This window comes from Desulfovibrio ferrophilus (genome assembly GCF_003966735.1).
Lineage (GTDB): Bacteria > Desulfobacterota > Desulfovibrionia > Desulfovibrionales > Desulfovibrionaceae > Desulfovibrio_Q > Desulfovibrio_Q ferrophilus.
The window spans coordinates 3,107,547-3,130,793 of record NZ_AP017378.1 but is presented as its reverse complement, the minus strand read 5'-3'; the positions used below and the strand labels follow the sequence as shown (position 1 = coordinate 3,130,793).

Annotated in this window: 20 protein-coding genes and 1 tRNA gene; 7 read left to right on the top strand and 14 right to left on the bottom strand. The window is 50.5% G+C overall.

Annotated features, from left to right (window positions below; genetic code table 11):
* Positions 1-254: 254 nt before the first annotated feature.
* The 4 genes from EL361_RS14280 to EL361_RS14265 all read right to left on the bottom strand — a co-directional run bounded on the left by EL361_RS14280 (position 255) and on the right by EL361_RS14265 (position 3,250).
* Positions 255-950, bottom strand: a complete 696-nt coding sequence (locus EL361_RS14280; RefSeq protein WP_126380629.1) for an amino acid ABC transporter permease — start codon at positions 948-950, stop codon at positions 255-257.
* Entirely contained in the window at positions 951-1,715 is a 765-nt protein-coding gene (locus EL361_RS14275) for an amino acid ABC transporter ATP-binding protein (RefSeq protein ID WP_126380628.1), read from the bottom strand. It abuts the gene before it with no gap.
* Complete coding sequence (locus EL361_RS14270; RefSeq protein ID WP_126380627.1) at positions 1,715-2,398, bottom strand: amino acid ABC transporter permease; 684 nt, start codon at positions 2,396-2,398, stop codon at positions 1,715-1,717. Before EL361_RS14270 ends, EL361_RS14275 begins: the two co-directional genes overlap by 1 nt.
* A 102-nt stretch (positions 2,399-2,500) precedes the next feature.
* Positions 2,501-3,250, bottom strand: coding sequence for an ABC transporter substrate-binding protein (locus EL361_RS14265; RefSeq protein ID WP_126380626.1), 750 nt, complete (start codon positions 3,248-3,250; stop codon positions 2,501-2,503).
* 203 nt (positions 3,251-3,453) lie between these two features.
* On the opposite strand from EL361_RS14265, the gene EL361_RS14260 reads away from it, so the two are divergent.
* Entirely contained in the window at positions 3,454-4,248 is a 795-nt protein-coding gene (locus EL361_RS14260) for a substrate-binding periplasmic protein (protein WP_126380625.1), read from the top strand.
* Between the two features lie 6 nt (positions 4,249-4,254).
* Here the strand turns inward: EL361_RS14260 and EL361_RS14255 are convergent, their stop codons facing one another.
* On the bottom strand, positions 4,255-6,657 hold the full coding sequence (locus EL361_RS14255) for a putative bifunctional diguanylate cyclase/phosphodiesterase (protein WP_172961773.1): 2,403 nt from the start codon (positions 6,655-6,657) through the stop codon (positions 4,255-4,257).
* Positions 6,658-6,890: 233 nt separating this feature from the next.
* Positions 6,891-6,977, bottom strand: a tRNA-Leu gene (locus EL361_RS14250).
* Positions 6,978-7,312: 335 nt separating this feature from the next.
* Here EL361_RS14250 and EL361_RS14245 point away from each other — a divergent pair.
* Entirely contained in the window at positions 7,313-8,218 is a 906-nt protein-coding gene (locus EL361_RS14245; protein WP_126380623.1) for a class I SAM-dependent methyltransferase, read from the top strand.
* 174 nt (positions 8,219-8,392) lie between these two features.
* Here EL361_RS14245 and EL361_RS14240 read toward each other — a convergent pair whose 3' ends face one another.
* From EL361_RS14240 to EL361_RS14205, 8 genes are all read right to left on the bottom strand, one after another.
* Positions 8,393-9,283: a glycosyltransferase family 4 protein gene (locus EL361_RS14240; RefSeq protein ID WP_232034795.1), complete on the bottom strand. Its 891-nt coding sequence runs from the start codon at positions 9,281-9,283 to the stop codon at positions 8,393-8,395.
* A 244-nt stretch (positions 9,284-9,527) separates the two neighbouring features.
* Entirely contained in the window at positions 9,528-10,856 is a 1,329-nt protein-coding gene (locus tag EL361_RS14235) for a lipopolysaccharide biosynthesis protein (RefSeq protein WP_126380621.1), read from the bottom strand.
* Positions 10,857-10,868: 12 nt separating this feature from the next.
* Positions 10,869-11,822: an NAD(P)-dependent oxidoreductase gene (locus EL361_RS14230; protein ID WP_172961772.1), complete on the bottom strand. Its 954-nt coding sequence runs from the start codon at positions 11,820-11,822 to the stop codon at positions 10,869-10,871.
* Positions 11,815-12,858 carry a hypothetical protein gene (locus tag EL361_RS14225; protein WP_126380619.1) on the bottom strand — a complete coding sequence of 348 codons (1,044 nt, stop codon included), beginning with the start codon at positions 12,856-12,858 and terminating at the stop codon, positions 11,815-11,817. The genes EL361_RS14230 and EL361_RS14225 overlap by 8 nt, the downstream gene beginning before the upstream one ends.
* Positions 12,859-12,929: 71 nt before the next feature.
* Positions 12,930-14,297 (bottom strand): B12-binding domain-containing radical SAM protein, encoded by a 1,368-nt coding sequence (locus EL361_RS14220; protein WP_126380618.1) that lies wholly within the window; start codon positions 14,295-14,297, stop codon positions 12,930-12,932.
* On the bottom strand, positions 14,294-15,316 hold the full coding sequence (locus tag EL361_RS14215) for a putative sugar O-methyltransferase (RefSeq protein ID WP_126380617.1): 1,023 nt from the start codon (positions 15,314-15,316) through the stop codon (positions 14,294-14,296). Before EL361_RS14215 ends, EL361_RS14220 begins: the two co-directional genes overlap by 4 nt.
* 44 nt (positions 15,317-15,360) lie before the next feature.
* Complete coding sequence (locus EL361_RS14210; RefSeq protein ID WP_126380616.1) at positions 15,361-16,521, bottom strand: radical SAM/SPASM domain-containing protein; 1,161 nt, start codon at positions 16,519-16,521, stop codon at positions 15,361-15,363.
* 253 nt (positions 16,522-16,774) lie between these two features.
* Positions 16,775-17,653 carry a polysaccharide deacetylase family protein gene (locus EL361_RS14205; RefSeq protein WP_126380615.1) on the bottom strand — a complete coding sequence of 293 codons (879 nt, stop codon included), beginning with the start codon at positions 17,651-17,653 and terminating at the stop codon, positions 16,775-16,777.
* 337 nt (positions 17,654-17,990) lie between these two features.
* On the opposite strand from EL361_RS14205, the gene EL361_RS14200 reads away from it, so the two are divergent.
* The 5 genes from EL361_RS14200 to EL361_RS14180 are packed head-to-tail and all read left to right on the top strand — an operon-like array spanning position 17,991 to position 23,226.
* The gene (locus EL361_RS14200) at positions 17,991-18,800 is read left to right on the top strand and encodes an N-acetylneuraminate synthase family protein (protein WP_172961771.1); all 810 of its coding nucleotides are present in this window, start codon (positions 17,991-17,993) and stop codon (positions 18,798-18,800) included.
* Between the two features lie 3 nt (positions 18,801-18,803).
* The gene (locus tag EL361_RS14195) at positions 18,804-20,075 is read left to right on the top strand and encodes a glycosyltransferase family 2 protein (protein WP_126380613.1); all 1,272 of its coding nucleotides are present in this window, start codon (positions 18,804-18,806) and stop codon (positions 20,073-20,075) included.
* Complete coding sequence (locus tag EL361_RS14190) at positions 20,072-20,788, top strand: acylneuraminate cytidylyltransferase family protein (protein ID WP_126380612.1); 717 nt, start codon at positions 20,072-20,074, stop codon at positions 20,786-20,788. The genes EL361_RS14195 and EL361_RS14190 overlap by 4 nt, the downstream gene beginning before the upstream one ends.
* Before the next feature lie 25 nt (positions 20,789-20,813).
* Entirely contained in the window at positions 20,814-22,037 is a 1,224-nt protein-coding gene (locus EL361_RS14185) for a glycosyltransferase family 4 protein (protein WP_126380611.1), read from the top strand.
* A complete protein-coding gene (locus EL361_RS14180) occupies positions 22,030-23,226 on the top strand; it encodes a glycosyltransferase family 4 protein (RefSeq protein WP_172961770.1) in 1,197 nt (398 codons plus the stop codon). The genes EL361_RS14185 and EL361_RS14180 overlap by 8 nt, the downstream gene beginning before the upstream one ends.
* Positions 23,227-23,247: the final 21 nt, after the last annotated feature.

Here is a 23,247-nt window from a genome sequence, read left to right as displayed (position 1 = left end):
ACAGGGCTCGCCAGGAACCAGAAAAACCCAAGCTCGATGCCTATTGATACATGGGTGAGAGTTTGGATATTTTACAGTGACACCACGAGCGCGGGAATTTCAGCTTATGAACCAACGAACAGCAACGCCAAAAGTCGTTCAAAAGCTTCGCTCGGTAGGAGCCAGGGAGATGGACGCTCGACACCTATCTGGACATAGGTGAGAGGGTCCATCGCCCACAGCGACACCGCGAGCGAAGTATTTTCAACGACTTTCTAGTCTTCCTTCGACCTTTCAAAGCCGGGGATCGAGAAGTAGTCCTCAGCCCATCTGAGCAGCCACATGGCGATGGTGACCAGAAGCAGATAGTAGATGGCAACCGTGCCGTAGGCTTCCACGGGCCGCCAGGTGGACTTGGCAATGCTGCGGGCCGCGCCCATCAGCTCTTCCACGGTGATGATGGAAGCCAGGGAAGAGTATTTGACCAGGTAGATGATCTCGTTGCCGATGCCGGGCATGGAGCGGCGCACGGCCTGTGGCAGGACCACGTGCAACACGGTCTGCAAGGGGGTCATGCCCAGGGCCTTGGCGGCCTTGAACTGGCCCGATCGGATGGAGAGCAATCCACCGCGGATGTATTCGGACTGGTAGGCCGCACTGCACAGGGCAAACCCGAGGATGGATGCCTCCATGGCGTCCAGCACGATGCGATGTCCGCCGATGACGATATACGGCAAAGCGAAATACCAGAAGTAGAGCTGCACAACCAACGGGGTTCCACGGAACAGGGCTACATAGAGGTCGGCTACACGCCGAACCCAGCGGAACCCGTAGACCCTGAGCACACCGGTAATCACGCCCAGCAGCATCCCGTACAGGGCCGAGGGCACAATCAGCTTGGCACTGACGAGCAGGGCTGCATTCAGCCCCGGGACAATGCGCTCGGATGCAAACAGCCAATACTCTTCCATCTAGACCGGCTCCCCTGTCAGCTCATTGATCTTGGCGCAGAAAGCCTTGGTGCGAGAATTGACTGAATCAGCCAGCAGTACGGCCGGGGTATCATGCTCGATGATACAGCCCTGCTCCATGAAAATGAACTCGCTGGCCAACTGCGATGAGAAGGTGATCTGGTGCGTGGCCATAACCATGGTCATTCCGGCCTTGGCCAGATCCTTGATGACGGTCAGCACCTCACCGATGAGTTCGGGATCCAGAGCACTGGTGGGTTCGTCCAGCAGCAAGACCTTGGGGTCCATGGCCAGAGCGCGAGCCACGGAAACACGCTGTTTCTGCCCTCCCGAAAGCTGAGCCGGATACAGGGCGGCCTTGCCCGACAGCCCAACCCGTTCCAATTCTGCCATGGCTCGCTCAGTAGCGGCCTTCTTGGGGATGCCCTTGACCTTGGTCAGGGCGATGCGCACGTTCTCCATGGCTGACAGGTGATCAAACAGGTTGAAGTCCTGAAAAATCATGCCCACTTCCTGACGGTAGGCGTACAACTCGCGCTTGTTGCTGAACTTGATCTCATGGCCGTCCAGCCAGATACGACCCGAGTCCGGGGGCAGCAGAAAATTCATGCACTGCAGGAGCGTGCTCTTGCCCCCGCCCGAGGGACCGATCAGAACCTTCAATTCTCCGCGCCTGAGTTCCAGAGAGGCGTCCTTGAGCACGTGATTGGTGCCAAAGCTCTTGTTGAGCCTTTCCGTGCGCAGGATGATATCGTTGCCAGACATTACATGCTCCCTTCTTGGGAATAGCCCTTGATGCGCACCTTGCGCTCGATCCAGCGCAGGATCTGGATACCCACGTAGGTCAGAATAAAATACAAAATGGCTGCGAACAGGGCCATGGCCACCGGCTCATGGGTGCGGCCCGCCACGGACCGGGTCCGAGCCATGATTTCGGGCACGCTGATAACCATCAGCAGGGCCGAATCCTTGAGCAGGATGGAAAATTCGTTGGACCAGCCAGGGATGGAGAGTCGTAGAGCCTGAGGCAGAATGATGCTCTTGATGGCCGTAAAATCACTCATGCCCAAAGCACGAGCGGCCTTCAACTGCCCGGCAGACAGGGATTGAATGGAACCACGCACGATCTGCGACTGATATGAGGCGCTGGTGAACCCCAGCACGATCACCCCGGCCGCCAGAGCACTGTCGATACCCACCAGGGGCAGCAGCCCGAAGTAGAACAGGAACAGCTGGACCAGAATGGGAACCCCGCGGAACAACCAGACGTACAGCCCCACCGCGCGGCTCAGCGCTGGCCGGCCATAGACCTGACAACAGGCTAGGGGCACGCCCAGCACAAACCCCACCAACAAAGCGCCAATCAGAATGATGGCGGTCCAGCCCACGCCCCCAAGCATGTAGGGCAGGGCCTCAATGGTGGCGTTCAGAGCTTTTTCGAAATGCATGATTGGCCTTGGTGCAGATGAAACAAAAAAAGACAATCGCCCGGTCGGGTTCGGGATACCCGAACCCGACCGGGCGGTCAAAACCTATTCAAAGCCCGCAGCCTAGTGGATTTCCCACTTGTTCTTGAGCTCTTCCCAGTAAGGATCGGCCATCAGCTTCTTGAGGCCCATGTTCAGGGTCTCCAGCAGCTCGGTGTCAGCCTTGCGCACGGCGTAGGCGTAGTTCTCAGGAGCAGCGTCAAAGGTGCCGCCCAGCTTGTAGCTCTGGCCCTTCATGACTTCGTAGGCAATGGAGCTGTCCATGCCGGAAGCATCGATACGGCCGATGGGCAGGTCCTGCATGGCCAGATCGGTGGAGTCGTACTGCACGATCTCGATATTGGCACCAGCGGCCTTGAGTTCGGTCAGCAGCTTGAAGGTGTTGGTGCCGCGCTGCACGCCGATCTTGCGACCGGACTTCATGAATGCAGCAAGGTCCATCTTCTCGTCACCGCGCACGACCATTACCTGGGTCACGGAGTAGTAAGGGATGGCGAAATTCACGATCTTGGCGCGCTCGGCGGTGGCACTCATGCCCGAAGCGATGCAATCGATCTTACCGGCGTTCAGGGCGGGGATGATACCGTCCCAGTCGGTGGGCTGATGCTTGACAGTAAAGCCCATTTCCTTGGCGATCCAGTTCATGGCTTCGACATCGAACCCTGCGGGCTTGCCGTCCTTATCCACGAAGCCAAACGGGGGGAAACCGAAGTCAATACCGTTCACAACAACCTTGTCAGAGGCAATTGCGCCGGAGATCAGCATCAAGCTGACCATCACGCTGGCCACCAGGGCCATGAATTTTTTAGCCATGTCCATCCTCTCCTTTGTAAATCAGGCGCCCATCACCTCCGGGCCGGCCCCCGCTATTGACGCCAAAAGATTCATTCTGCCGGAAGCCTTTCGAATAGCAGAGCGCATGAGCGCGGGCAAGACTTTAAGCCGCACACTTTTTTATCTATCCGCTCGTTCGCGCACTATTCACTTGCGTAAACAAAGGTGCTAACAGTTTTGTAATGATGCCATTCCTCCATTGCAACGCAAATCCACGCAACGCCATGTATCTGAACTGGGCCTCCCTGGTGCTGCTGGTGATGCTGACCTTGCTCCCGGGCACCGCCACGGCACAGCAGCATTCCTTCAATTCACTGAATTGGATCACCGAAGAATACTATCCCTACAATTTCACTGAAAACGGCCTCGTCAGTGGCATCTCCGTCGACCTCCTGCGCATGACCTGGGAGGAGATGCAGGAGCCCTTGACCATCATCACGGCCTACCCCTGGGCACGAGCCTATCGCATGGCCCAGACCCAGCCCGGCACGGTGCTTTTCAGCATGGCCCGCACCCCCGAGCGGGAACAGATGTTCAAATGGGCTGGCCCCATCGCCAACGTGCGCTTCGTCCTCACAGCACCCAAATCCCGACATCTCAAAATCGCCAAGGGGACGGATCTCACGGGGTTGCGCATCGGCACCTTGCGGGAGGACGTGGGAGATCAACTGCTGGACCCATGGAGGGATATCTGCACCGTCGAGCCCGTGGCCACGGTGGACCAGAATCTCAAAAAACTCGACATGGGACGACTGGACCTCATTTCCTATGAAGAAAGCAGCACCCGTCTACTCCTGCTGCGCCACGGCAAGAACCCCAATGACTACGAAACCGCTTTCGTCCTCGAGGAAGTGCCCATCTACTTTGCCTTCCATAAAGACACGCCAGACGACCTCGTCCAGCGCTTTCAGCAAGCATTGGACAGGGTCAAGCAAAGCACCAGGTTCTCGGATTTGGTGGACGAATACGCCCGCTGAACGACCTCAACCCTTCCGGTCGAAATCCTTGATAAACGCCGCGGCATTCTCACCGCTCAAGGGGCGTGAATAGTAATACCCCTGGAGCAACTCGCAAGACAGATCATGCAGGGTATCCCGGTGCGAGGCCCGTTCCACGCCCTCGGCAATGACTTCCAACCCCAGAGTATGGGCGAGGTTGATAATGGCCCGCACGATCTCCACATTGCTTTGGGAATCGTCCATGGCCCGCACAAAGGACAGATCGATCTTCAGGCTATCCAGAGGCAGACGCTGCAGATAGCTCATGGACGAGTAGCCCGTTCCGAAGTCATCAACGCTGATGCGCACGCCCATCTCGCGCAGGGCGGCCAGCTTGTCGATGGCCATCTCCGCATTCTGCATGATGGCTGTTTCGGTGATCTCAAGCTTGAGCCTGTCAGGGGGCAGGCCCGTCTCGCGCAGAATCTGATCGACACGATCCACCAGATCGACCTGCGAGAACTGACGGCCGGAAACATTGACTGAGACCAGCAAGTCGCCAGCGCCTGCAACATCCTGCCGCCAACCGGAGATCGTCCGGCAGGCTTCACCCAGCACCCACATCCCCAAGTCCCTGATACGCCCGGACTCCTCGGCCACGGGAATGAATTCATCGGGCATGAGCCGGCCCCGGGTGGGATGATTCCATCGCACCAAGGCTTCGAAGCCAAACAAATTTGAAGACCCGTTGTAATGAATAATTGGGTGGTATTCCAAGAAAAACTCACCCCTGGCAATGGCCGGTTCCATCTCGTTTTCCAGGGTCAACACCAACTCGGCCCTATCCAGCATGCGCGGAGTAAACACCTTGAAGCGGTTCTTGCCGGACTCCTTGGCTGCATGCATGGCAATATTGGCACGCTGAATCAGTTCTTCAGGGGTTGCCTGCTGATCCCCGCCGCCCATGACAATGCCGATACTGGCCGTGACGCGAACCTCATGGTCCCCAAGGGCAAAGGTCTTTCGCAGTTCTTCGCGAATGCGCTTGACCGCCTGAATGGCCATGCGCTGACTTGAAAGTTCTTCCAAAAGAATGATGAACTCGTCGCCGCCATAGCGGGAAACCGTATCAAGCTCGCGGACGCAATCGGACAACCTGCGCCCGACCTCGACCAGCAACTTGTCACCAAAGCGGTGGCCCAGGCTGTCGTTGATGATCTTGAAACGGTCAAGATCCACAAACAACACGGAGAACAAATAGTCATCACGGCGCCTACCGCGCTCCACAGCCCCCTTGATCCTATCCTGACACAACGCCCGGTTGGCCAACGCGGTCAGGGGATCATGCAAGGCCCTGTGGCGCAATTCATCCTCCATGCGCCGCCTGTCCGTGATATCCATGAGTGAACCTTCCAGCATACGCACAGTGCCATCGGAATTGCGGATGACCTGCGCGTGCAAAAGCACCCAGAGCATGGAGCCATCCTTGCGTTTCAGGCGCAGCTCGTAATCCTGGACGCGCCCTTCTTTGAGCAGCTTCGTCAAATAACGCTTGCGATCCTTGGGATCGAAATACAGCTGGTTCTCCATGTCCGAGACGGACTGGCGCAGGTCTCCGGGCGAATCGTAGCCGAGCATGGTGGCCAGAGAGGGGTTGGCACTCACGAAAATGCCCTCGGGTGTGGTCTGGAAAATGCCCTCCTGGGCATTCTCAAAAATACCATGGTATTTACGTTCGGCACGGCGCAGATCGATATTCACGCGCTGCAACTCCCGCTCGCGGGATTCAACCTCGCAGCTCATTTCCCCGAAATGCTCCACAATCTCAACGAGTTCCAGCTGCGTCACCCCCTCGAAGCCGCAGGTGTAATCGCCTCTGGCCACCTGGCGAGCCCCCAACTGCAGGGCCTCCAGAGGCTTGCGCAAGAAGATGCGCAGTAGCATGCCCGTGGCCAGTGCGATGACAATGATGGCCCCAAGCCCGCTAACAATGGACATGACCAGCAGGTCATGCTTGTTGCGCTCGTAGTTTTCAAAGGAATAGGCGATCTGAACGTTGCCGATGGTCTGGCCATTGTAGACGACGCCCTGTTCACGGCCAAAGACGCCGCTTTCCGGCATGGCCTTGGTTAGGGAGTACAGGATGCGCCCCTTGGCATCCGAGATCATGAGCTCCTGGATCAATTCGTTCTTGGCAAAGGCACCACCCACCATGCGTACGCTCTGGTCGTCCAGATTCCACATGGGCACAGCAAGAACGGAGGTTGTATCGGAAATAACGGCATCGGCCTTGGCATGCAATTCGCCAAGCATCTCACGAGAACGGGTTTGATAGGCAAATACGGAAATCAGCGTTGTTACCACTAGGGTAAACATCACCAGCGAGGCGGTCATGTCCTTGGAGATAGACCGTCCCGAATGAACTAAAGAATTGAACTTGATCCCCACGAACATCAACCCCACATCATTCAGGACCGGCTTATTGCGACACCAAATATCAGGAGATTCTCAAACTTCCCACAACTTGAATAGTTTATTGAGAGTTAATCAGTCAACCAAACAACTAAAAGGAAAGAAAATTAATACAAGCTTTGGTATTCAAGAGAGATAGAAGCAGAAAATCAACTTTTCCCCATAAACGAAAAAGCCGCAGTCATCTGACTACGGCTTTTGGTATCGAATGGTGCCGAAGGGGAGACTCGAACTCCCACGAGGTTTCCCCCACTACCCCCTCAAGATAGCGTGTCTACCAGTTCCACCACTTCGGCACGAAAGGGAGGGAATGAATGTCATATCAAGGCAGGATTGGCAAGTGTTTCTTACCAACTCAGAATAGAAATATATTTGTGCCGCCCAAGGCCATACCTTACCAATAGAAATCCACACAATTATGCTAATTAAATATTGAAAACGAACTGAACATTCTCTTCAATTGTTCTTGATGAACACTTTCCATTTTGACATATTTTCTATTATAAACTACCAACAAAAAAATTTAACCATTCAACCCAAATCCGCACGAGCTCTATGCTCCGACGTTTTATTCAACCCTGGCTAGGGCTTATCTTCTATTAAAGTCCACCACAAGGCACACAATAAACACATGAACTATCTTAGTATTTTTCGCACAGCATTGCCATTCCTCCGCATGGCAGGAATCGAAGTTAATCGTCAAACCAAACTTCCAGTCCATCTCTCCACAAAAACATGCTGCAATTACTCATCAGCCAAGCAAGACAATCCTTTCTTATTCGCGAACCCAACGCCTCTGGATATAGATGTCTCACTATCTCACTACTCATCAATAGATGACTTAGCTCAATGCGAAGACGCTCAAAGCTATTTCAAACCATCCATTGAAAATGGTACGTGGTCGATAACTGATAATTACTCAACATCTCAATATTTTTGTCACCAGTTACGACTTTTCCAAATATACAAAGAAACATTCCCACAAGGCTTGGACGATGTCAGTCTCTTAGATATTGCAGGGAGCTGCGGATACTATGCCTTGCATGGCAAACAATTGGGAATGCGGGAAACAAAAGTTATCGAGGCACGGGAAAGCCCACGAGACATCTTTAACACCCTCCACAAAACGCTTGGATTAGATGAATCATGTAGTTTTGAAACAATGGATGTCGAATATGGCATCGACAATTACAACGATCAACACGACATCGTATTAGCTCTGGGAATTTTATACCACGTATTCGATCACCATCGCTTCCTTAGAAATCTACATAGAATAACAAACAAAGTCGCATTGATCGCCACACGCATCACTGGCCGAGAAGACAATTACCTCCACATGAAATTCGAAGACAACGCCAAACCTCGAGCGAGCCTGCATGGCCCATCGCTTGTACCTTCTCTCAATTCCCTTGCCTCACTGCTGGATTTTGTTGGGTTCCGAAACTTACAATTAGTAATGCTTCCTCCTGAAATTTCTCCAAGATTTGCAAACTACCACAGCGGGACTCGCGCCCTTATTGCTGCCTACAAATAGCAACAACCTCCCGCCACAATCCTTTGCCAAACGCAACAAGGGCCAGTGTAAAGCGCACTGGCCCTTGTTGCGTTTGAATTCATCTCAACCATGCATCAAATAACCCATAAAAGTCAGGACAATAAATCAAACAGCTTTCTCTTGCGGAGCGAACCTGCCACCACGCACCAAAGCCTACCTCTCCCTTGCCAGCAAATCCTTATACAACTGCAATTGCCGAGAATAAAATTTTTCAAGAGTAAAAAATTCTTCAACACGACATCTTCCAGCACGCCCCATCTTCATGCGTAGCTCCGCATCACCCAACAACTTAAGGAACGATTGAGCCAAAGCACCAACATCTCCAAGCTCAACCAAATAACCGTTTTCCCCTTCGATAACTTCATCTACAAAACCACCCAGCCTGGTCGCCACCACAGGCAAACTGCATTGCATAGCCTCAAGAACAGCTCTAGAATGCCCTTCTGCCTTTGAGGTCAACGCAAAAATATCCGCCTCCGTGAGCAATGTGGGAGCATCAGGTCGTCTACCATGAAAAACAACCTTATTTGAAACCCCAAGTCTTTCTGCCTGGGCTTTCAAATTCTCCAGCTCAGGCCCATCACCCACAAAATGAAACTCTACATCGGAAAATCGCTTGAGCACTAGCGGGATCGAATCAATTATCATCTTTTGATTCTTTACCCAACGGCAATTCCCGACACACATCACCACTAATGGCGCTCTATCACTCGCAGGCACCGCAAAGTCCGTCAATCGCTCTGGAGCGGGGCCTATGGGAATACCGGTTCGAATCAGATGCAACTTGTCTGATCGGCCCCCTTCATCCCGGACAACAACCTCGCCAACAGCGTCTGAATTGACCGAAATCACGGATGCTGTCGCATTAGCAATCTTAGCCAACCATATGTGCCGAGCCTTTCTGCCATGCCCCAAATTATATCGCTCGGAAATCAAAGGGACTCCCATACGCCTTGCCGCCACAGCCGCAGGAAGCGTTGGTACCGGCCCGTATGCATGAAACAAGTCCACGGGTTGTTTGGCCATCATGCGTCCAGCTTTCAATACCTCCCATGGATAGAGTCCCTTCATTCCCAGGCAATGAAAAGGCACCCCCAACTCTTCGATCCAATGAGACATCGGTGAATGAAACATAGAATAAAAGACCGGCTCAACAGCCCCATCAAACCAGTGAGTACGTGATGAATCCTCCGCTCAATGCCCCCGATGTTCACCAACGCATGAACGAGGTAACCGACTTTAATCTTACTTGAAATCATACAACACTTAGTTTTAACATTCAGACCTATTAGACTTTTCTAATTCCCATCCGTTGCCGCATTGCTTTAAACAATTCAGCCAATTCTCGATAATCATCCTTACTCGGGGCAAATATTAAACGCCAACTTCGGGACACATTACTATGCATGAACAATCCCAAGCAAAACAGGGTCATTATGACTTCTGAGAGAGTAAGAACCCAACAGAAACCAAAAAAATCAAAACCAGCAAAGATAAGCCCCCCCATCAATAATGCGCTGACCACCAATCTCACCCCAGCAATCATACTTCTAGTCCAAAGCATCCCTCTACTTAGAAAATAGCTAATCACAAAAGCCTGCAGGCTCTCCAAAAAAACACCTGGAGCCAAGATAAACAATACAGAAACAGTTTCGTTATATTCTACACCATAAAACAGGGGAACAACCCAGGGAGAAAAAATATATATCGGGAGCATGTTTAAGATCGCCAAGAATAGTCCTACGCGTAAAACCCTTGCAGTAAGCACAAAACTAAGCTCGTCATCGACTCGGCTGACCTTCGGCAAAAATACCACATTTATCGACCGTAAAATCAAGGCTCCCATAACAATTAAACTCTTGGCCAAGGCGTAGAAGCCAAAACTCTCCATGCTGGCGTAGTGACCCAAGACAAAAACGGGGAGGGACACTCTTGCGAGATTACCGAGAAAGTCACCAACATGGCACATCGCACCAAATCGAATCGAATCCTTGAATAAATTCCAATCAATCGACCAGCGAGGCAGTCCAATTTGCCTTACAATCAATCCTATAATTAAAACCACCTGTGCTCCTATGACTATAAAATTAGCCAGCACAGCAGAATTCAGCCCCAAATCGAGCCCCAAAAGGAACACCGCATATAACAAAAATCGCCCGAAAGATTCGACATAATTAACAGTATTAAAACCTCGAATATCATCGAGCCCTCGAACCTGGGATAAATTACAAGCTTTAAAGAAGAACAAAGGGAAGAGCCACATCACGTAGCTATAATGGAGAGCACTTACATCAGGATTATAATATTGACGAATTCTGTCGAAGAACAACCACCAGGTAACGCAAACAACCGCAGACACAAATAGACTATACAAAAAACTATTGGTCGCGATAGATCGGGCACGATTCCGAAATTTACTCATGGAATAAATATTGGCACTAGGCTGTCCCAATAAAACCAAGGGAACAATCGCTCCCACCATGGCAAGAATAAACCTTAATACTCCGAATTCATCGGGGCTTAGACACCGCGCAACAATTACTGAGGTTCCAAGCCCCAGCACAAGTGCAATAGCTTTCTGGATGACGACAGAGATGACTTTACTATTAAAACTCATAAATAAATTTATCTAAAGTGATTCTGCACATTCAATAAGCATATCTGCCACTCGGTGATAAGCAATTTCCTGGGCCTCGCGCGTCATTCCGCCTGTGTGCGGAGTAATCAACACATTCCCCCCAGACTTCGCTAAGCCATAGATAGGACTATCCCACTTGGAAGTCTGCTCGCTAGCAAGCACATCTGTAGCGTAACAAGCCCCTGGGTTTCTACCTAGAAAAGTCTGCAACGCCTTTTCGTCCACGACTTCACCACGAGAAGTATTCACCAGAAGCAGATCTTCTCTGGCAGAAGCCAACAACTCGGACCCAATTAATCCCAAATTTTCAGATGTTGCATGAATATGCAAACTAATTATATCGCAACGAGGAACCATCTCAGCCATGTCTTGCACAGGAAAGGGACAGTTATCCGAACCATATGCCGGATCGCACACAAGCACCTCAGCTCCCAATGCCTGGGCATAACGAGCATACATTTTCCCCAGACGACCATACCCCACGACACCTACAGTCAAATGATCAATTTGCCGACCAATGAATTTTTCATAATCCCAATTACCGTCCAACACATCCGAAAAAGACCAAGGAACACGCCTCAGCGCAGACAAGGTCAGCGCCAGAGCATGTTCAGCGGTTGAACTTATCTTCTCGATGGTAGCCAACTCTTTCGTCAAGGAGATCACCTCTACCCCCCGTCTCCCAGCCTCGATCAAATCAATATGGATCAACCCCGTCGAAGCCGTTGTAATCACCTTCAGCTTAGTCATTGCCTGCTGGAGTTTTGAATCAATAGGAAGCTTGGATTTATTTGGATTGGTGAAGATAACATCAGCCTCAGGGAGGACTTCGACAACGTCCTCAAACAAAGGATCAGGATATTCCAACAAATCAAATTTAGATGCGAGCTTCTCACGAAGACCACGTATATGTGCAATGGGCGTAACCACTAAGAGTTTATACATTGGGCTCATCCTTTTTGTTTACGCCACAGGCAGTAAATCGTTTTTGAACTCGTTTGACCATGGACAAAGAAACAAAAAACAGCTTGCGCATCGGATCTTGATTAACATCCATCGCCTTCAATCGTTCAATGGAAAGATCTTCATTCTCCAATAACCACAGAGCATCCCGACGTGCCATATAACCCGTAAACACAGACTCTAATATCCTTGCAGCCTCAGGGGTAAGCCGATGCTTAAAAGCAGTTAATCGCGAATGCGAAACCGGAACACAGGGATTAAATCCACCTCGCCCCAAAAGTGGCTGTCCTGTCGCAGGATTATAAAACATAGGCTGCGGCTTTGGGGTATAGCCCTTCGCTTCCACAAAGCCACCAGAATATCGAGAAAAATCCTTCACTGCGTAGGGATTACCATCACTCGCGCACACGCTTGAAAATGTTTCTTGGAAAGAACCATAGCGCGGCTTATAGCCCAAGGAAAGGTGCTTGCATAAAGAGGCGTATTCCGCATCAATGTCTTTAATAAAACTTCCAATCTCGACAGGGTATACATCGGCATTTCGAAGCATGCTTAATTGCGGAAGAATAAACCGCTCCATTATGCAATAAGAATTTTCCCGCGACAAACGCCACCCAGGGCGATCAAACTTTGCCCTGAAAGCATCCATCGACAGGAACACAGAAACGGGATGTCTAAACAAAACGACACCTTGTGCCCGACCTGATGCTATCTCTTTCAACCCGTAGTCAATATAGTAATATTTCTTCTTCTTGTTGTAGTGCATATTATGCAAAACAACATGAGTCACTGAATTATTACATTTTAGAGGAGCACTCTCAGCATAAGTACAACTCGAATTCGCCAACCCTAGAGGCTGACCTAGATGCATTCTATCAACATACTGTTTGGCAGCTGTATGAGTTAATGCAACAATCGAATCATGATTATGCATAAAAGCACTGAATATATTAGACCCTCCCCTCGGAATAGAAAACAAATAGACGGGCATCAATTGTTCATACTGAATCTCATTCACCTTCGCACCCTTAATTCGATTTGCCTAAGCTCTTTATGCAATATCAGCAGCAACAAACGACAATCATCAATTTACGAACCTTTTAGGCGACGCTTCAATCCTTGGATTTTTTTACTAATAAATCTCTTGGGATTCAGGCGCAACGCGCACTCAATTCCCAACAATCTTAGCTTCCAATCCGGCATATCCGTCAAATTCACATTGCAGTAGTTAAGATTTGGCCCCATCAGCAACCACGCTTCCTCTTTAGCCAAATCAACACTATCTCTTTGCAGCCATTGATCATACAGATCAGAACCAGGATAGGGGGTAGCGTAAAAGAACCCTCCCTTCAAACCCCACCGCCTACGCCATCGAACAGACTCAAGAGCTGTCCTTCGAGTTTCACCAGGAAAGCCAAAAATGAACGTGGGACGAATTTTCAAGCCTGCTCGTCGCGCCGCAGAAACAGCTCGTTCAGATTGCTCAATACGCAACTTCTTATTCATCTTATCAAGCATGTCCTGGCTTCCGCTTTCCAACCCCATGTTAATGGCAGAACAACCGGACTCCTTCATCAAACGCAGGAGCGGAACATCCCCTTCACCGATGATATTCGCTCGAGTCGTACAAACCCAGCTAAAGGAAACACCCAATGTTTGGAAAGCGTGACACAAATTTTCTACGCGTTTTTTGTTTTGCATGAAAAATTCATCCACAAACGTGATCTTATTTACGCCACGCTTCTCTAAGAGATACCGAATGTCATCCAGTATCTCTTCAAACTCCATGCTTCGATGCTTTTCGACCAGGCTATCTTTTTTTCGACAAAAACCACATTTGTAAGGACACCCACGCCCAGTAAGCAAAAAACCCTGCTCCGCAAAATAACTCTTGTCCAAAATCTCCCACCTCATCCTGGGCACGTCAGCAAAAGTGGCTGGCGTAGGAGCGACATCGTTCACAACAATATCGTCCCCCATGCGATATTCAATCCCTCTGACCTTCTTGTAATCAGGCCAGTGCTCGACATAGTCCTTGACGACGAACTCCCCTTCCTGCCGGCAAAGCATGTCCAGTCGGGGGTTAAACTTCCAAACAACATCTCCCGTGTCTTTGGCGACCCTCCCACCCACAACAATTTTGATGCTTGAACCTGAACTTTCAACAAAGGATATAATTTCTTTAATAGACTTATAGGCAGTGGATAAACCACCTATCATGAGCAAATCGCAATCCAAATAGTCGCGCAGTTCAGCAAACACTTTTTGCCTAGATCGGATCAGATCAGCATCGATCCATATCACCTCAACCCCCAGCCCCATAAGTCCCGAGACTAGAGTCAAAAGTCCAAAAGGAGGTCTCAGACCCGCCATGTTCCGACCATAATTGGCAGGATTTACAACGACGACACGCTTCAACCTTGCCCGCCTGGCATGCCCTTGGTTCTCAGCTGTCATTTACGGCTAATCCTGTTGATATTGGGAGTTTTCCCGCTCATCACATAATGGCGCATAGGACAATGCTCAAATAGCATCACCTCATGATTTGGGTCGTAAGGCAACGTCCACATGGAGTTAATTTCCGCCTGTCCATCATGAACTCGCGATTCGCGGTTGGCCAAAAACATGACCCCACCCTTGGCCAAGGTTCTATTGAACATCTCAACATAGGAGCGCGCAGCCTGAATAGGCATTTCGGCAAATGAATCAATGTTGAGCGCAATATCCACACTTTCATCTTGAATCGAAGTATGCTGCGTAGGAGTCCGCAAGACGAATGTCACAGAATTGCCCAAAGACCGCTCAGGCACCTCCTCATTAGGAAAAACAACTCTGGCCTCAGGGTAATGACGCCTCACTTCTATTGCTAAAACAGGGAGCATTTCGGGCAGATCAACAACAACGTACTCACGCGGTTTAAGCATCCGCGCAAGCATAATCGCCAAGGTACCAACCCCGGCCCCAACCTCGAGAATCCTCTGCGGATTGGCAACAACAGACCTCGAATATTGCAATAGCAAGCGTTGATAGTACACAGCCCGCAAGGCAAAAAAGGAAGAGCTAATACTATTGGCTGGATATCCCTTACTGAGCTCAGCGCGGTAATCTATCCCCTGCATCCTTAGAAAGCGCTTTATTCGATACGTCCGCCAATCATATTTATGCCGGACTTTTTTGCTCTTGAGACGCTTCGCAATGGCTTCAGCCAACACATAAACCATATTAACCGACCACCCCACAGCATCTTCAATCCACTCCTGCCGATCAACCCTGCCCACGCGGCGTTCTCTGGGCACATATCCCCGGCACTGAGTCTGGTTTAGCTGCGGCAACCCTTGCATTCCATCCTGCCCTAAAGAAAATTCACGAATGAAGTTTCCCCAGAGCTTTGAATACATTTCACCGTCACGATAAGCATCAATAGTATTCAAATAGTTTACAAGTCTTTCGCGAAAAACCACATCAGAATCAATCATAAATACTACTCACAATACTGTTGCCAGCCACCCCACAAGGTCGCTTATTGAATTTTTGAAAAGGCTCCCAAAACATACGCTTGGAGGTCGCCACCTGCACCCACCTGATCATTGACACCCTGAACGAATGTCCAAGCCTCATGTCCGATCCTGTCGGAATCCATTCCAGATGCATACAGTTGATGAATATACAAATTCACAAGGCTGCTAACTGAGCGATTGGATACAAAACAACCGACACAACTCTTGATCGTCATCGACTTTTTGCCCAAATGCATATCTCTTACACGCCCTGCTTCCGGGCTCGCCCAAATAGTGGTCAAATCCTGCTTGGTAATATCGCCAATAACAACTTCGGCGTCGTAATCGCGACAACACAGAGACACTTTCCCATCATGTGTAAAAAACACATTCCTAAAGACCATCCGGCAGGGTCTTGCCGGCTTGATCAGATTCTTGAACGGAAAAGTCGTCCGAAAATAACTGGCATCGGGCGATATCCCGTCAATCAGGTTGAATCGAACCTTGTCGGGAGGGCAATAGGGCTCCAGCATCTTTATAAAAGGACCGACTTCTGCGATATTGGTCGCGCTCATTACAAAACCCGCCTCCAACAGAACCGGACGACTGGAAGTCATGTTAAAGCGCCTGACAACCTCCAGGCTCTCCATGACCTTATCGAGCCTGCCCCCTCTGCGAATGGACGAATATGTTTCTGCATCAGCGGCATCAATGGAGAACCGCAAGTGGTGAATCATATCGGAATGCGACTCCAGAAGCGGAGCCAATCGATCCGGGAACTGGGCATTGGTGCTGATAAAAAGTGGATAATCCAGAGAACGGGCGATATCGAACAACGCAGGAAGATCAGGATATACAAATGTTTCACCCACCGTGTGCAACCCAGGATACAATGACCCAGCCTGCTTCAATTGCTTGGCAATTCGCTCAAAAAGATCAGGCGTCATGTACCCCTTAGGGCGCTTCGACATCTTTGTATTGCACATAATGCAATTCAAATTGCAGGTATTGTTAATCTCGATCAAAGCATGCCCTGGCAACGACCGCACCCTTGGGGTGGGGGGTTCAAGAGCGTCTGCAGCCAACCGCCTGAGCCGAAATTCCTCTTTCCTTCCTGGCATCAGCCTAGAAGCAAGAGCAAAGTATTTGTTCCGCAATCGATTAAAAACATCCACATTGAACATGTATCACCACGAAGTTGTATTATTCGAACTGGTTAATCGGAAAGCACCTTAGTGCCATAACTATCTCTCGATAGAACAAGAATATTCCATTCATATTGCATTTGTCATTCACAGCCAAGGCATATCAGGCGGACATCAGAAATCTCGAAAGCTTCCGCGTAAAAAAAACATGACAAGTCATGCATAACATTCGAATGAAACTGCCAGAGGGGCTAGATATGGCCAGCAACACGTAGCCGCAAACCACACAGGACTATACCGGTCTCCGTTCTAAACCGCCCCACCCGTTATCACTTGAACTTGAAGCAAGAGAACTTCTCGCCATGAAAAATTTAGCGTGCGCCAAGGGCCATGTGGCGACAATATTTTCCCGACGCAAGCAAGGCTGTCGGTTTTCCGCAACATGGCATCCACGGACAGCCGAAGCGACACTCTTGTACCCGATGGCAAAAACCATTCTTTTGGCCTGCAGGGAAAAATGGATAAACCGGCCATAGGGCCATGAAAAATGATGAATCTCCCCACATCGCCTGATTAAAACCTCTCGATCTTGCTCAATTTCCCTTCGCAACTCAGGTTCAGGGGTATCCCTCATGTTCACATGTGTTGAGGTGTGCCCCCCAATCTCATGCCCCAAGGACTGCATCCGAGAGACATCATCCCAGTCAAGAAACCGAAGCAAGGGCGAACCAAAAAAACGAACCCGACAATGCTCAAGCACCTTGTCCGCAGACATTTCCCCGACTATGCCCGAATTCAGGAAAAAACACGCAGAGATATTGTATTCTGCAAGCACTTCGGCTGCGGCAAGGTTGTTGGCAATACCGTCATCAAAGGAAAAACAGATATAGGATCTATCAATAGCTCCACGGTGGACCCGGCCCACTGCTTCTGAATAGCTTATGATCGTCTGCCCATTTTCGATGAGCATTTCAATCAAACGACGGAAACCCTTGATTTCATCAGGAAAGACATGATGCAGATAAAGGAAATGGACCCTGGGGCGGGACAACCCTCGATCAATCCGACCAGTAAATCGCCAAAAAGCAGCTAAACCATCCAGCACTAAATGGCGGGCTACGCTTCTCAGACTATTCTTCTTCAGTTGTGCTGAGTAGTTAACATATTCCATACAAGTATCTTCTTGTCCCCAAAAAGCACTAATTCTCGATGCGACCGCACCATCCGACCTCAAAGAGTCTGCAACCCGCTCCGGCGGAACCTCACCGCTCCCACACACACAAAAACCGCGCAGCGCCAAGCTGCCCACGGGCTCACTCCCTGTAAAATCTAAGGTAATTACCCCAGCGTGTAAACCTGAAGAAACAAGAGTATGACTCGCTTATGGGTTAGGCATTCGCCTTTTCCGCCAACCTTGACCAGAGAGACTATTTTGGTCCACATATAGGCCCGAGTTGCGGATTAAAATGCAGACGTTGCCGAAAACCATAACCAGCATGGAGTTCAAAATGGATCTCATAGCCGAAATTGGCTGGAATCATATGGGCGACTTCGACCTCATCGAAAAGATGACTAGGGCCGCAGCCGAGGCTGGAGCCACCTACGCGAAATTCCAAACATGGAGCGAGCCACAGCTCAAAGCTGGCCCGTGGGATGACGACGGTCGACGCGACATCTACAAAAAAGCCCAGCTTTCCGTGGAGGACTTCCAAAAGACCAAAGCTGTTTGCGAAGCCAATAATGTCGGCTTTCTAACCAGTCTGTTCAACCCGGAAGACATCGAACCAATGGCGGCAATCTCCGATGCGGCCATAAAGATTCCATCTCCAGAAATTTCCAATATCCGACTGCTTGAAGGCGTAGCTAAACGCTTCAAGAAAGTATTCTTTTCCACCGGCGCCAGCACAGAGCAAGAAATCGATACGGCGCTTTCCATTCTTCGCAAGGGATCGGCCGAAATTGTCATCCTACATTGCGTTTCGCTCTATCCCTGCCCGGACGAAAAGGTGAACCTGCCCCGCATTGCGACCCTACGGACAAAGCACGACAAGGTCGGCTTCTCTGATCATACCCCGGACAACCTGAGCGCCCTTTTCGCGGTGGGCATGGGTGTTGATTGCATCGAAAAGCATTTCACCATCGATAACAACCTGCCGGGACGCGACAACCTCTTTGCCCTGCTACCCGATGCCTTCAAGGAAATCGCAGAAGCCGCGGCAAGATTCCAGGCAATGAATGCGGATCTGGGGCTTAATTTCCTGCCCGAGGAACAAGAGGTGCGCGAAGTATACCGAGGCCGATGGAGCCAAGAGGCTTAACCCATGACACCCACTCTCCCCAAGGTTTCCATTATCATTCGAGCCCGTAATGAAGAATTCTGGCTGGGCCAGGCTCTGGCCCAGGTAAACACCCAGACCTATCGGGACTTTGAGACAATCCTAGTGGACAGTGGCAGCACGGACAACACCATTGCCATCTTCAGCCACTACCGCCCCGACGATCCGATTCTGCAGTTGAAAACCTTTCGCCCTGGCGATGCCATCAATAAGGGGATCGAGGCCGGAAAAGGTCAACTCGCTGTCATCCTATCTGCCCATTGCATCCCGGCCACAGAGAGCTGGCTGGAACATCTTGTTGAAACGATGGACGACGAACGCGTCGGGGCCGCTTACGGTCGACAACTGCCCCTGCCCTCCTCTCATCCCTTTGATAAACGAGACCTCCTGAATACTTTCGGCATTGAGCCCCGTCTCCAGAAGTTGGACACCTTCTTCCACAATGCCAACAGTATCATTCGCCGTTCATTATGGCAGACCATCCCCTTTGATGGCGAAACACCGCATATAGAGGATAGACTCTGGGCAGCACAAGTGATCGAACACGGTGCATACATCGCCTATTCGCCTGAAGCCGCTGTTTATCACCATCACGGGATCAACCATCATTCCGACATGAACCGGGCAGAGGCCATTTCGGATATCCTGGTTGATAAAACCATGATAAACGGCAACGACTATCCGCCATTCCTGGCCCCCGAGCATGAGCCTGTCCTCTTTTGTCTACTGGGCCACTCCCAAAAGCACCACGAACCTTATGTGACCGCAACCACCGAACTGGCGCGAAGCTTCCCTAAAGCCCGCATCTGCATTAGTTCTGAACACCCAAAATCGCTGGAGAACCCAGATCTTACTATTTTCCCCAGAAAGGCCAGCGAGAACCATCTGACATTTGTTGATATTTTGGGAAAAATGCTCGACCGATCGGGAACAAAGGACTTCTTCCCCAACTGCGTCGTCTACCTGAACCCCAAATCCCCGGAATTCGATATTTCACGAATTCGGGAACTGACCCGCCTTTACTACAAAGGCATGTACGACTCTGTCTTCTTCGCCCGTCCAGAATTTAACAATCTATGGGCAAAAAACGGTGACATCTACCAACAAATTGGCCCAGACTACAGCCCCCGCGCAAGCAAGACACCGGTGTACGTTGCCTTATACGGCCTAGGGCTGGCGACCAGCCCACAATTCATCCGCAACGGCGAACTGGTCGGCTCCAAGGTTGGCATCATCTCCAGAGAGGATTCGCAATGATTAATGGGAAAAAAGTCCTTGGCGTCACCCTCGCCAGAGGCGGCTCCAAATCCGTACCCAAAAAGAATATCCGCCCCCTGGCGGGAAAACCCGTCATCGCCTACACCATTGAGGCGGCCAAACGCTCGGCCTATCTGGATGACTACATCGTCTCCACGGATGACCAGGAAATCGCTGATGTTTCCGCATCCTTCGGTGCAAGGATCCCCTTCCTCCGCCCAGTCAATCTCGCCACAGATACGGCGACTTCGGGTGACGCCTTGGTCCATGCCGTTGCTTACGTCGAGCAGGAGACCGGGGAAAAATTCGATTATGTGGTTGAGATGATGGCCACCAACCCCCTCAAGACCACGGCACAGATCGACCAAGCCATAGAGATGCTCGACGCCAAGAAAGCAGACTCGGTCATCGCCGTCACCAGGGTCTACGACCAGCATCCGGCCCGTATCAAGAAGCTAGACGACGAGGGCCGCCTGGAAGACTTCTGCATTCCCGAACCGCTGGAAGCCCGCCGACAGGATCTCACCCCTCCAGCCTACATCCGTTGCGGATCGATCTACACCATCAGACGTGACTATCTGATGGAAACCAAGGCCCGTTACGGCTCTCAGGAATCCTATGCCTTGGTCATCCCCGATGACGAATCTATCAATGTGGACACGGAACTCGATTTCGCAGTGGCTGAAATTCTGATGCAGCGTCAGAAACAATAATCCAAGCTTCTCCAGGAACTCAAACATGACCCAAAAAGGAAGCTCTCTCCGCAAGCTCCTTATATTTAAGGGAGCCGTCGTTCAGCAAGACGACAAATCCTTTTTGCATCGCAACGTCAATGCCTACCTCAAAGGGCTCGCAACACTTTTTGACTCTGTCCTCTTTTGCTCCAAAATCATGCAAGTCTCGGAGCAATCCCCGCGCTGGCAAACGGAGCTTACGCAAGAAGTTGGCCTATTCCCGCTCCTGTCGCCCTCTCGTCCCAACCTGCTCTCGAAAATGAGTCACTTTCTATCAGAAATAAAACAACTGCGGGTACTGGTTCGCCAAGAAGAGACCTGCGTCCTTGCACACATTCCCAACAGCTATGTCCCGCTGATGGTCCTTTTGGCCAGACCAAAACATCTCGTCCTATATCTCGCTTCAGACTGGAGAGAAAACGCTGGGCATGCATTACCGGGGAAGAGCCTTGGCAGGACCCTCAGGCTGCTCTATTATGCTTGGGGAGCCAACTATTGTATCCGTCGGGCAAAGGCCGTCATTTGTGCTGGAGAAAAAGTCTACAAGCAGACCAGCGCCAAACATCCCCAAGTAATCCGCACGGCCCCAATGGTTGATATTGAGACCTCCAACCATGCCACTCCATACCCAGAAACACCTAAGGAGAATCCTCCCCGGCGTTTCAGATTTCTCTATGTAGGTAGCTTTATCCCCATTAAAAATTTATCTCTTCTGGCTAGAGCCTTTCGTTCACTTGTCACTGGGGCCAACATTGAAGCTGAACTCCACCTCGTTGGCGCTGGCCCGGAAGAACAAACTCTCAGAAACATCCTGAATACAGACAAAAATTGCCACTACAAATTTCATGGATATATCTCAGATAAAAATAAACTGAACAACATCTATTCTGAATCGGACGCACTCGTTATATCCTCTCACAATGAAGGGTTTCCACGAGTTATATATGAAGCCATGCGGCATGGCCTACCAGTGGTCTCCACTAGCGTAGGAGGTATCCCCCTTCAACTCCAAGACCATAAAACCGCTCTGCTGGTCCCCCCCGATTCCGAAGAAACTTTCTGCTGCGCATTGAAAATGCTCATCGAGAAGCCCGATCTCTATAAGACACTGTCCCAAAACGGTATCGAGTATGTTCACAATATCCTCACAACACCAGCCTGGAAACAGCATGGCCGCCTTGTAAATGATATTCTGGATGACACGGGACGCGAGGATATCAATGGCTGAACACGACAAAAAATTCTTTCTCTATCAACCCTTCATCCCTCATTACCGGATTCCCATCTGGAAACGATTGAATGAAGCTCTGGAGGGACAACTGGTTATCATCCATGGTCATGCCAGAAAGGACAGCTTCCACTCTGACCACCATGCGTTGCCTTTCGAGACTCTTGCCGTTCACAACCGATGGTTCTTGGGACAAAAACTCATGCACCAGCCGTTTACAGCCCCTTTCAAAAAGTACGGACGCCCAGCTGCAATCATCGCCTCTCAAAATCCTCGATTCACCGCTCTGTACCCACTCGTTCTGCACTGTAAGATACAAAATATTCCTCTTGTTCTCAGGGGCCATGGCCGCTCAAGATCAAGGACGCTAGCAAATAGCCAACATCCATATGACTACATTCACAGGGCCATGCTGCGCGCCTGCGACGCCTTTGTCTGCTATACAGACCAATCCCGAGCCGAACTATGCGACATCGTTGCCCCAAGCAAACTGTTCGTTGGACGAAACACTTTGGATAGCGATGTCCTAATCAATTTGCGACGCACTTTGGAGACTGAAGGACGCAGCACCGTGCGCAAACGTTTAGGCCTCAAGCCAGACCTTCCGTACGTTTCATACATCGGACGATTGGTCCAAAATAAGCGCCCCGACTTAATTCAAGATACGCTTGATGCTCTTCACAAAAAGGGAATAAAATGCGGGGCCATTATAATCGGAGACGGCCCCCTTAGGCTCGAAATTGAGCAACGCGCCCGCCAAGCAGGGCTTGAAGATATCCACTTCACCGGATATATTGACGACTGGGCTCAATCGGCCTCTTATCTGTTTGCCAGCGACATACTGCTCAATCCAGGTCATATTGGCCTCGCGGTTAACCATGCCTTCTGCCTTGGCCTCCCTATTGTCACCAGCCGCCCTTGGGCCCCAGACTCTCCGGGAACAATCCATGCCCCTGAGGTTGACTACATCACCCATGGTCTAACTGGCCGCTTTTCTGATACTCTCCAGGCTGAGACACTCGCTGAAAATGTTCTGAAATGCCTAGCTAAACGACACTTCATGAGCGACAATTGCGCGCGGTATGCTGAGACTAGATTAACTGTGAGCACAATGATCCAGGGCCACATTCAGGCCATTAATCATGCCCTGACCTGTCGTGGATACCCCACGTTAAAAACTCAACAGTAGCAGTCAAAACCAAAGGCTCCA

Bases quoted from the DNA above. Each gene is read 5' to 3' on its own strand.
- EL361_RS14280 (WP_126380629.1), bottom strand. From the start codon at position 950: ATGGAAGAGTATTGGCTGTTTGCATCCGAGCGCATTGTCCCGGGGCTG.
- EL361_RS14275 (WP_126380628.1), bottom strand. From the start codon at position 1,715: ATGTCTGGCAACGATATCATCCTGCGCACGGAAAGGCTCAACAAGAGC.
- EL361_RS14270 (WP_126380627.1), bottom strand. From the start codon at position 2,398: ATGCATTTCGAAAAAGCTCTGAACGCCACCATTGAGGCCCTGCCCTAC.
- EL361_RS14265 (WP_126380626.1), bottom strand. From the start codon at position 3,250: ATGGCTAAAAAATTCATGGCCCTGGTGGCCAGCGTGATGGTCAGCTTG.
- EL361_RS14260 (WP_126380625.1), top strand. From the start codon at position 3,454: ATGATGCCATTCCTCCATTGCAACGCAAATCCACGCAACGCCATGTAT.
- EL361_RS14245 (WP_126380623.1), top strand. From the start codon at position 7,313: ATGAACTATCTTAGTATTTTTCGCACAGCATTGCCATTCCTCCGCATG.
- EL361_RS14235 (WP_126380621.1), bottom strand. From the start codon at position 10,856: ATGAGTTTTAATAGTAAAGTCATCTCTGTCGTCATCCAGAAAGCTATT.
- EL361_RS14230 (WP_172961772.1), bottom strand. From the start codon at position 11,822: ATGTATAAACTCTTAGTGGTTACGCCCATTGCACATATACGTGGTCTT.
- EL361_RS14220 (WP_126380618.1), bottom strand. From the start codon at position 14,297: ATGACAGCTGAGAACCAAGGGCATGCCAGGCGGGCAAGGTTGAAGCGT.
- EL361_RS14215 (WP_126380617.1), bottom strand. From the start codon at position 15,316: ATGATTGATTCTGATGTGGTTTTTCGCGAAAGACTTGTAAACTATTTG.
- EL361_RS14210 (WP_126380616.1), bottom strand. From the start codon at position 16,521: ATGTTCAATGTGGATGTTTTTAATCGATTGCGGAACAAATACTTTGCT.
- EL361_RS14205 (WP_126380615.1), bottom strand. From the start codon at position 17,653: ATGGAATATGTTAACTACTCAGCACAACTGAAGAAGAATAGTCTGAGA.
- EL361_RS14200 (WP_172961771.1), top strand. From the start codon at position 17,991: ATGGATCTCATAGCCGAAATTGGCTGGAATCATATGGGCGACTTCGAC.
- EL361_RS14195 (WP_126380613.1), top strand. From the start codon at position 18,804: ATGACACCCACTCTCCCCAAGGTTTCCATTATCATTCGAGCCCGTAAT.
- EL361_RS14190 (WP_126380612.1), top strand. From the start codon at position 20,072: ATGATTAATGGGAAAAAAGTCCTTGGCGTCACCCTCGCCAGAGGCGGC.
- EL361_RS14185 (WP_126380611.1), top strand. From the start codon at position 20,814: ATGACCCAAAAAGGAAGCTCTCTCCGCAAGCTCCTTATATTTAAGGGA.
- EL361_RS14180 (WP_172961770.1), top strand. From the start codon at position 22,030: ATGGCTGAACACGACAAAAAATTCTTTCTCTATCAACCCTTCATCCCT.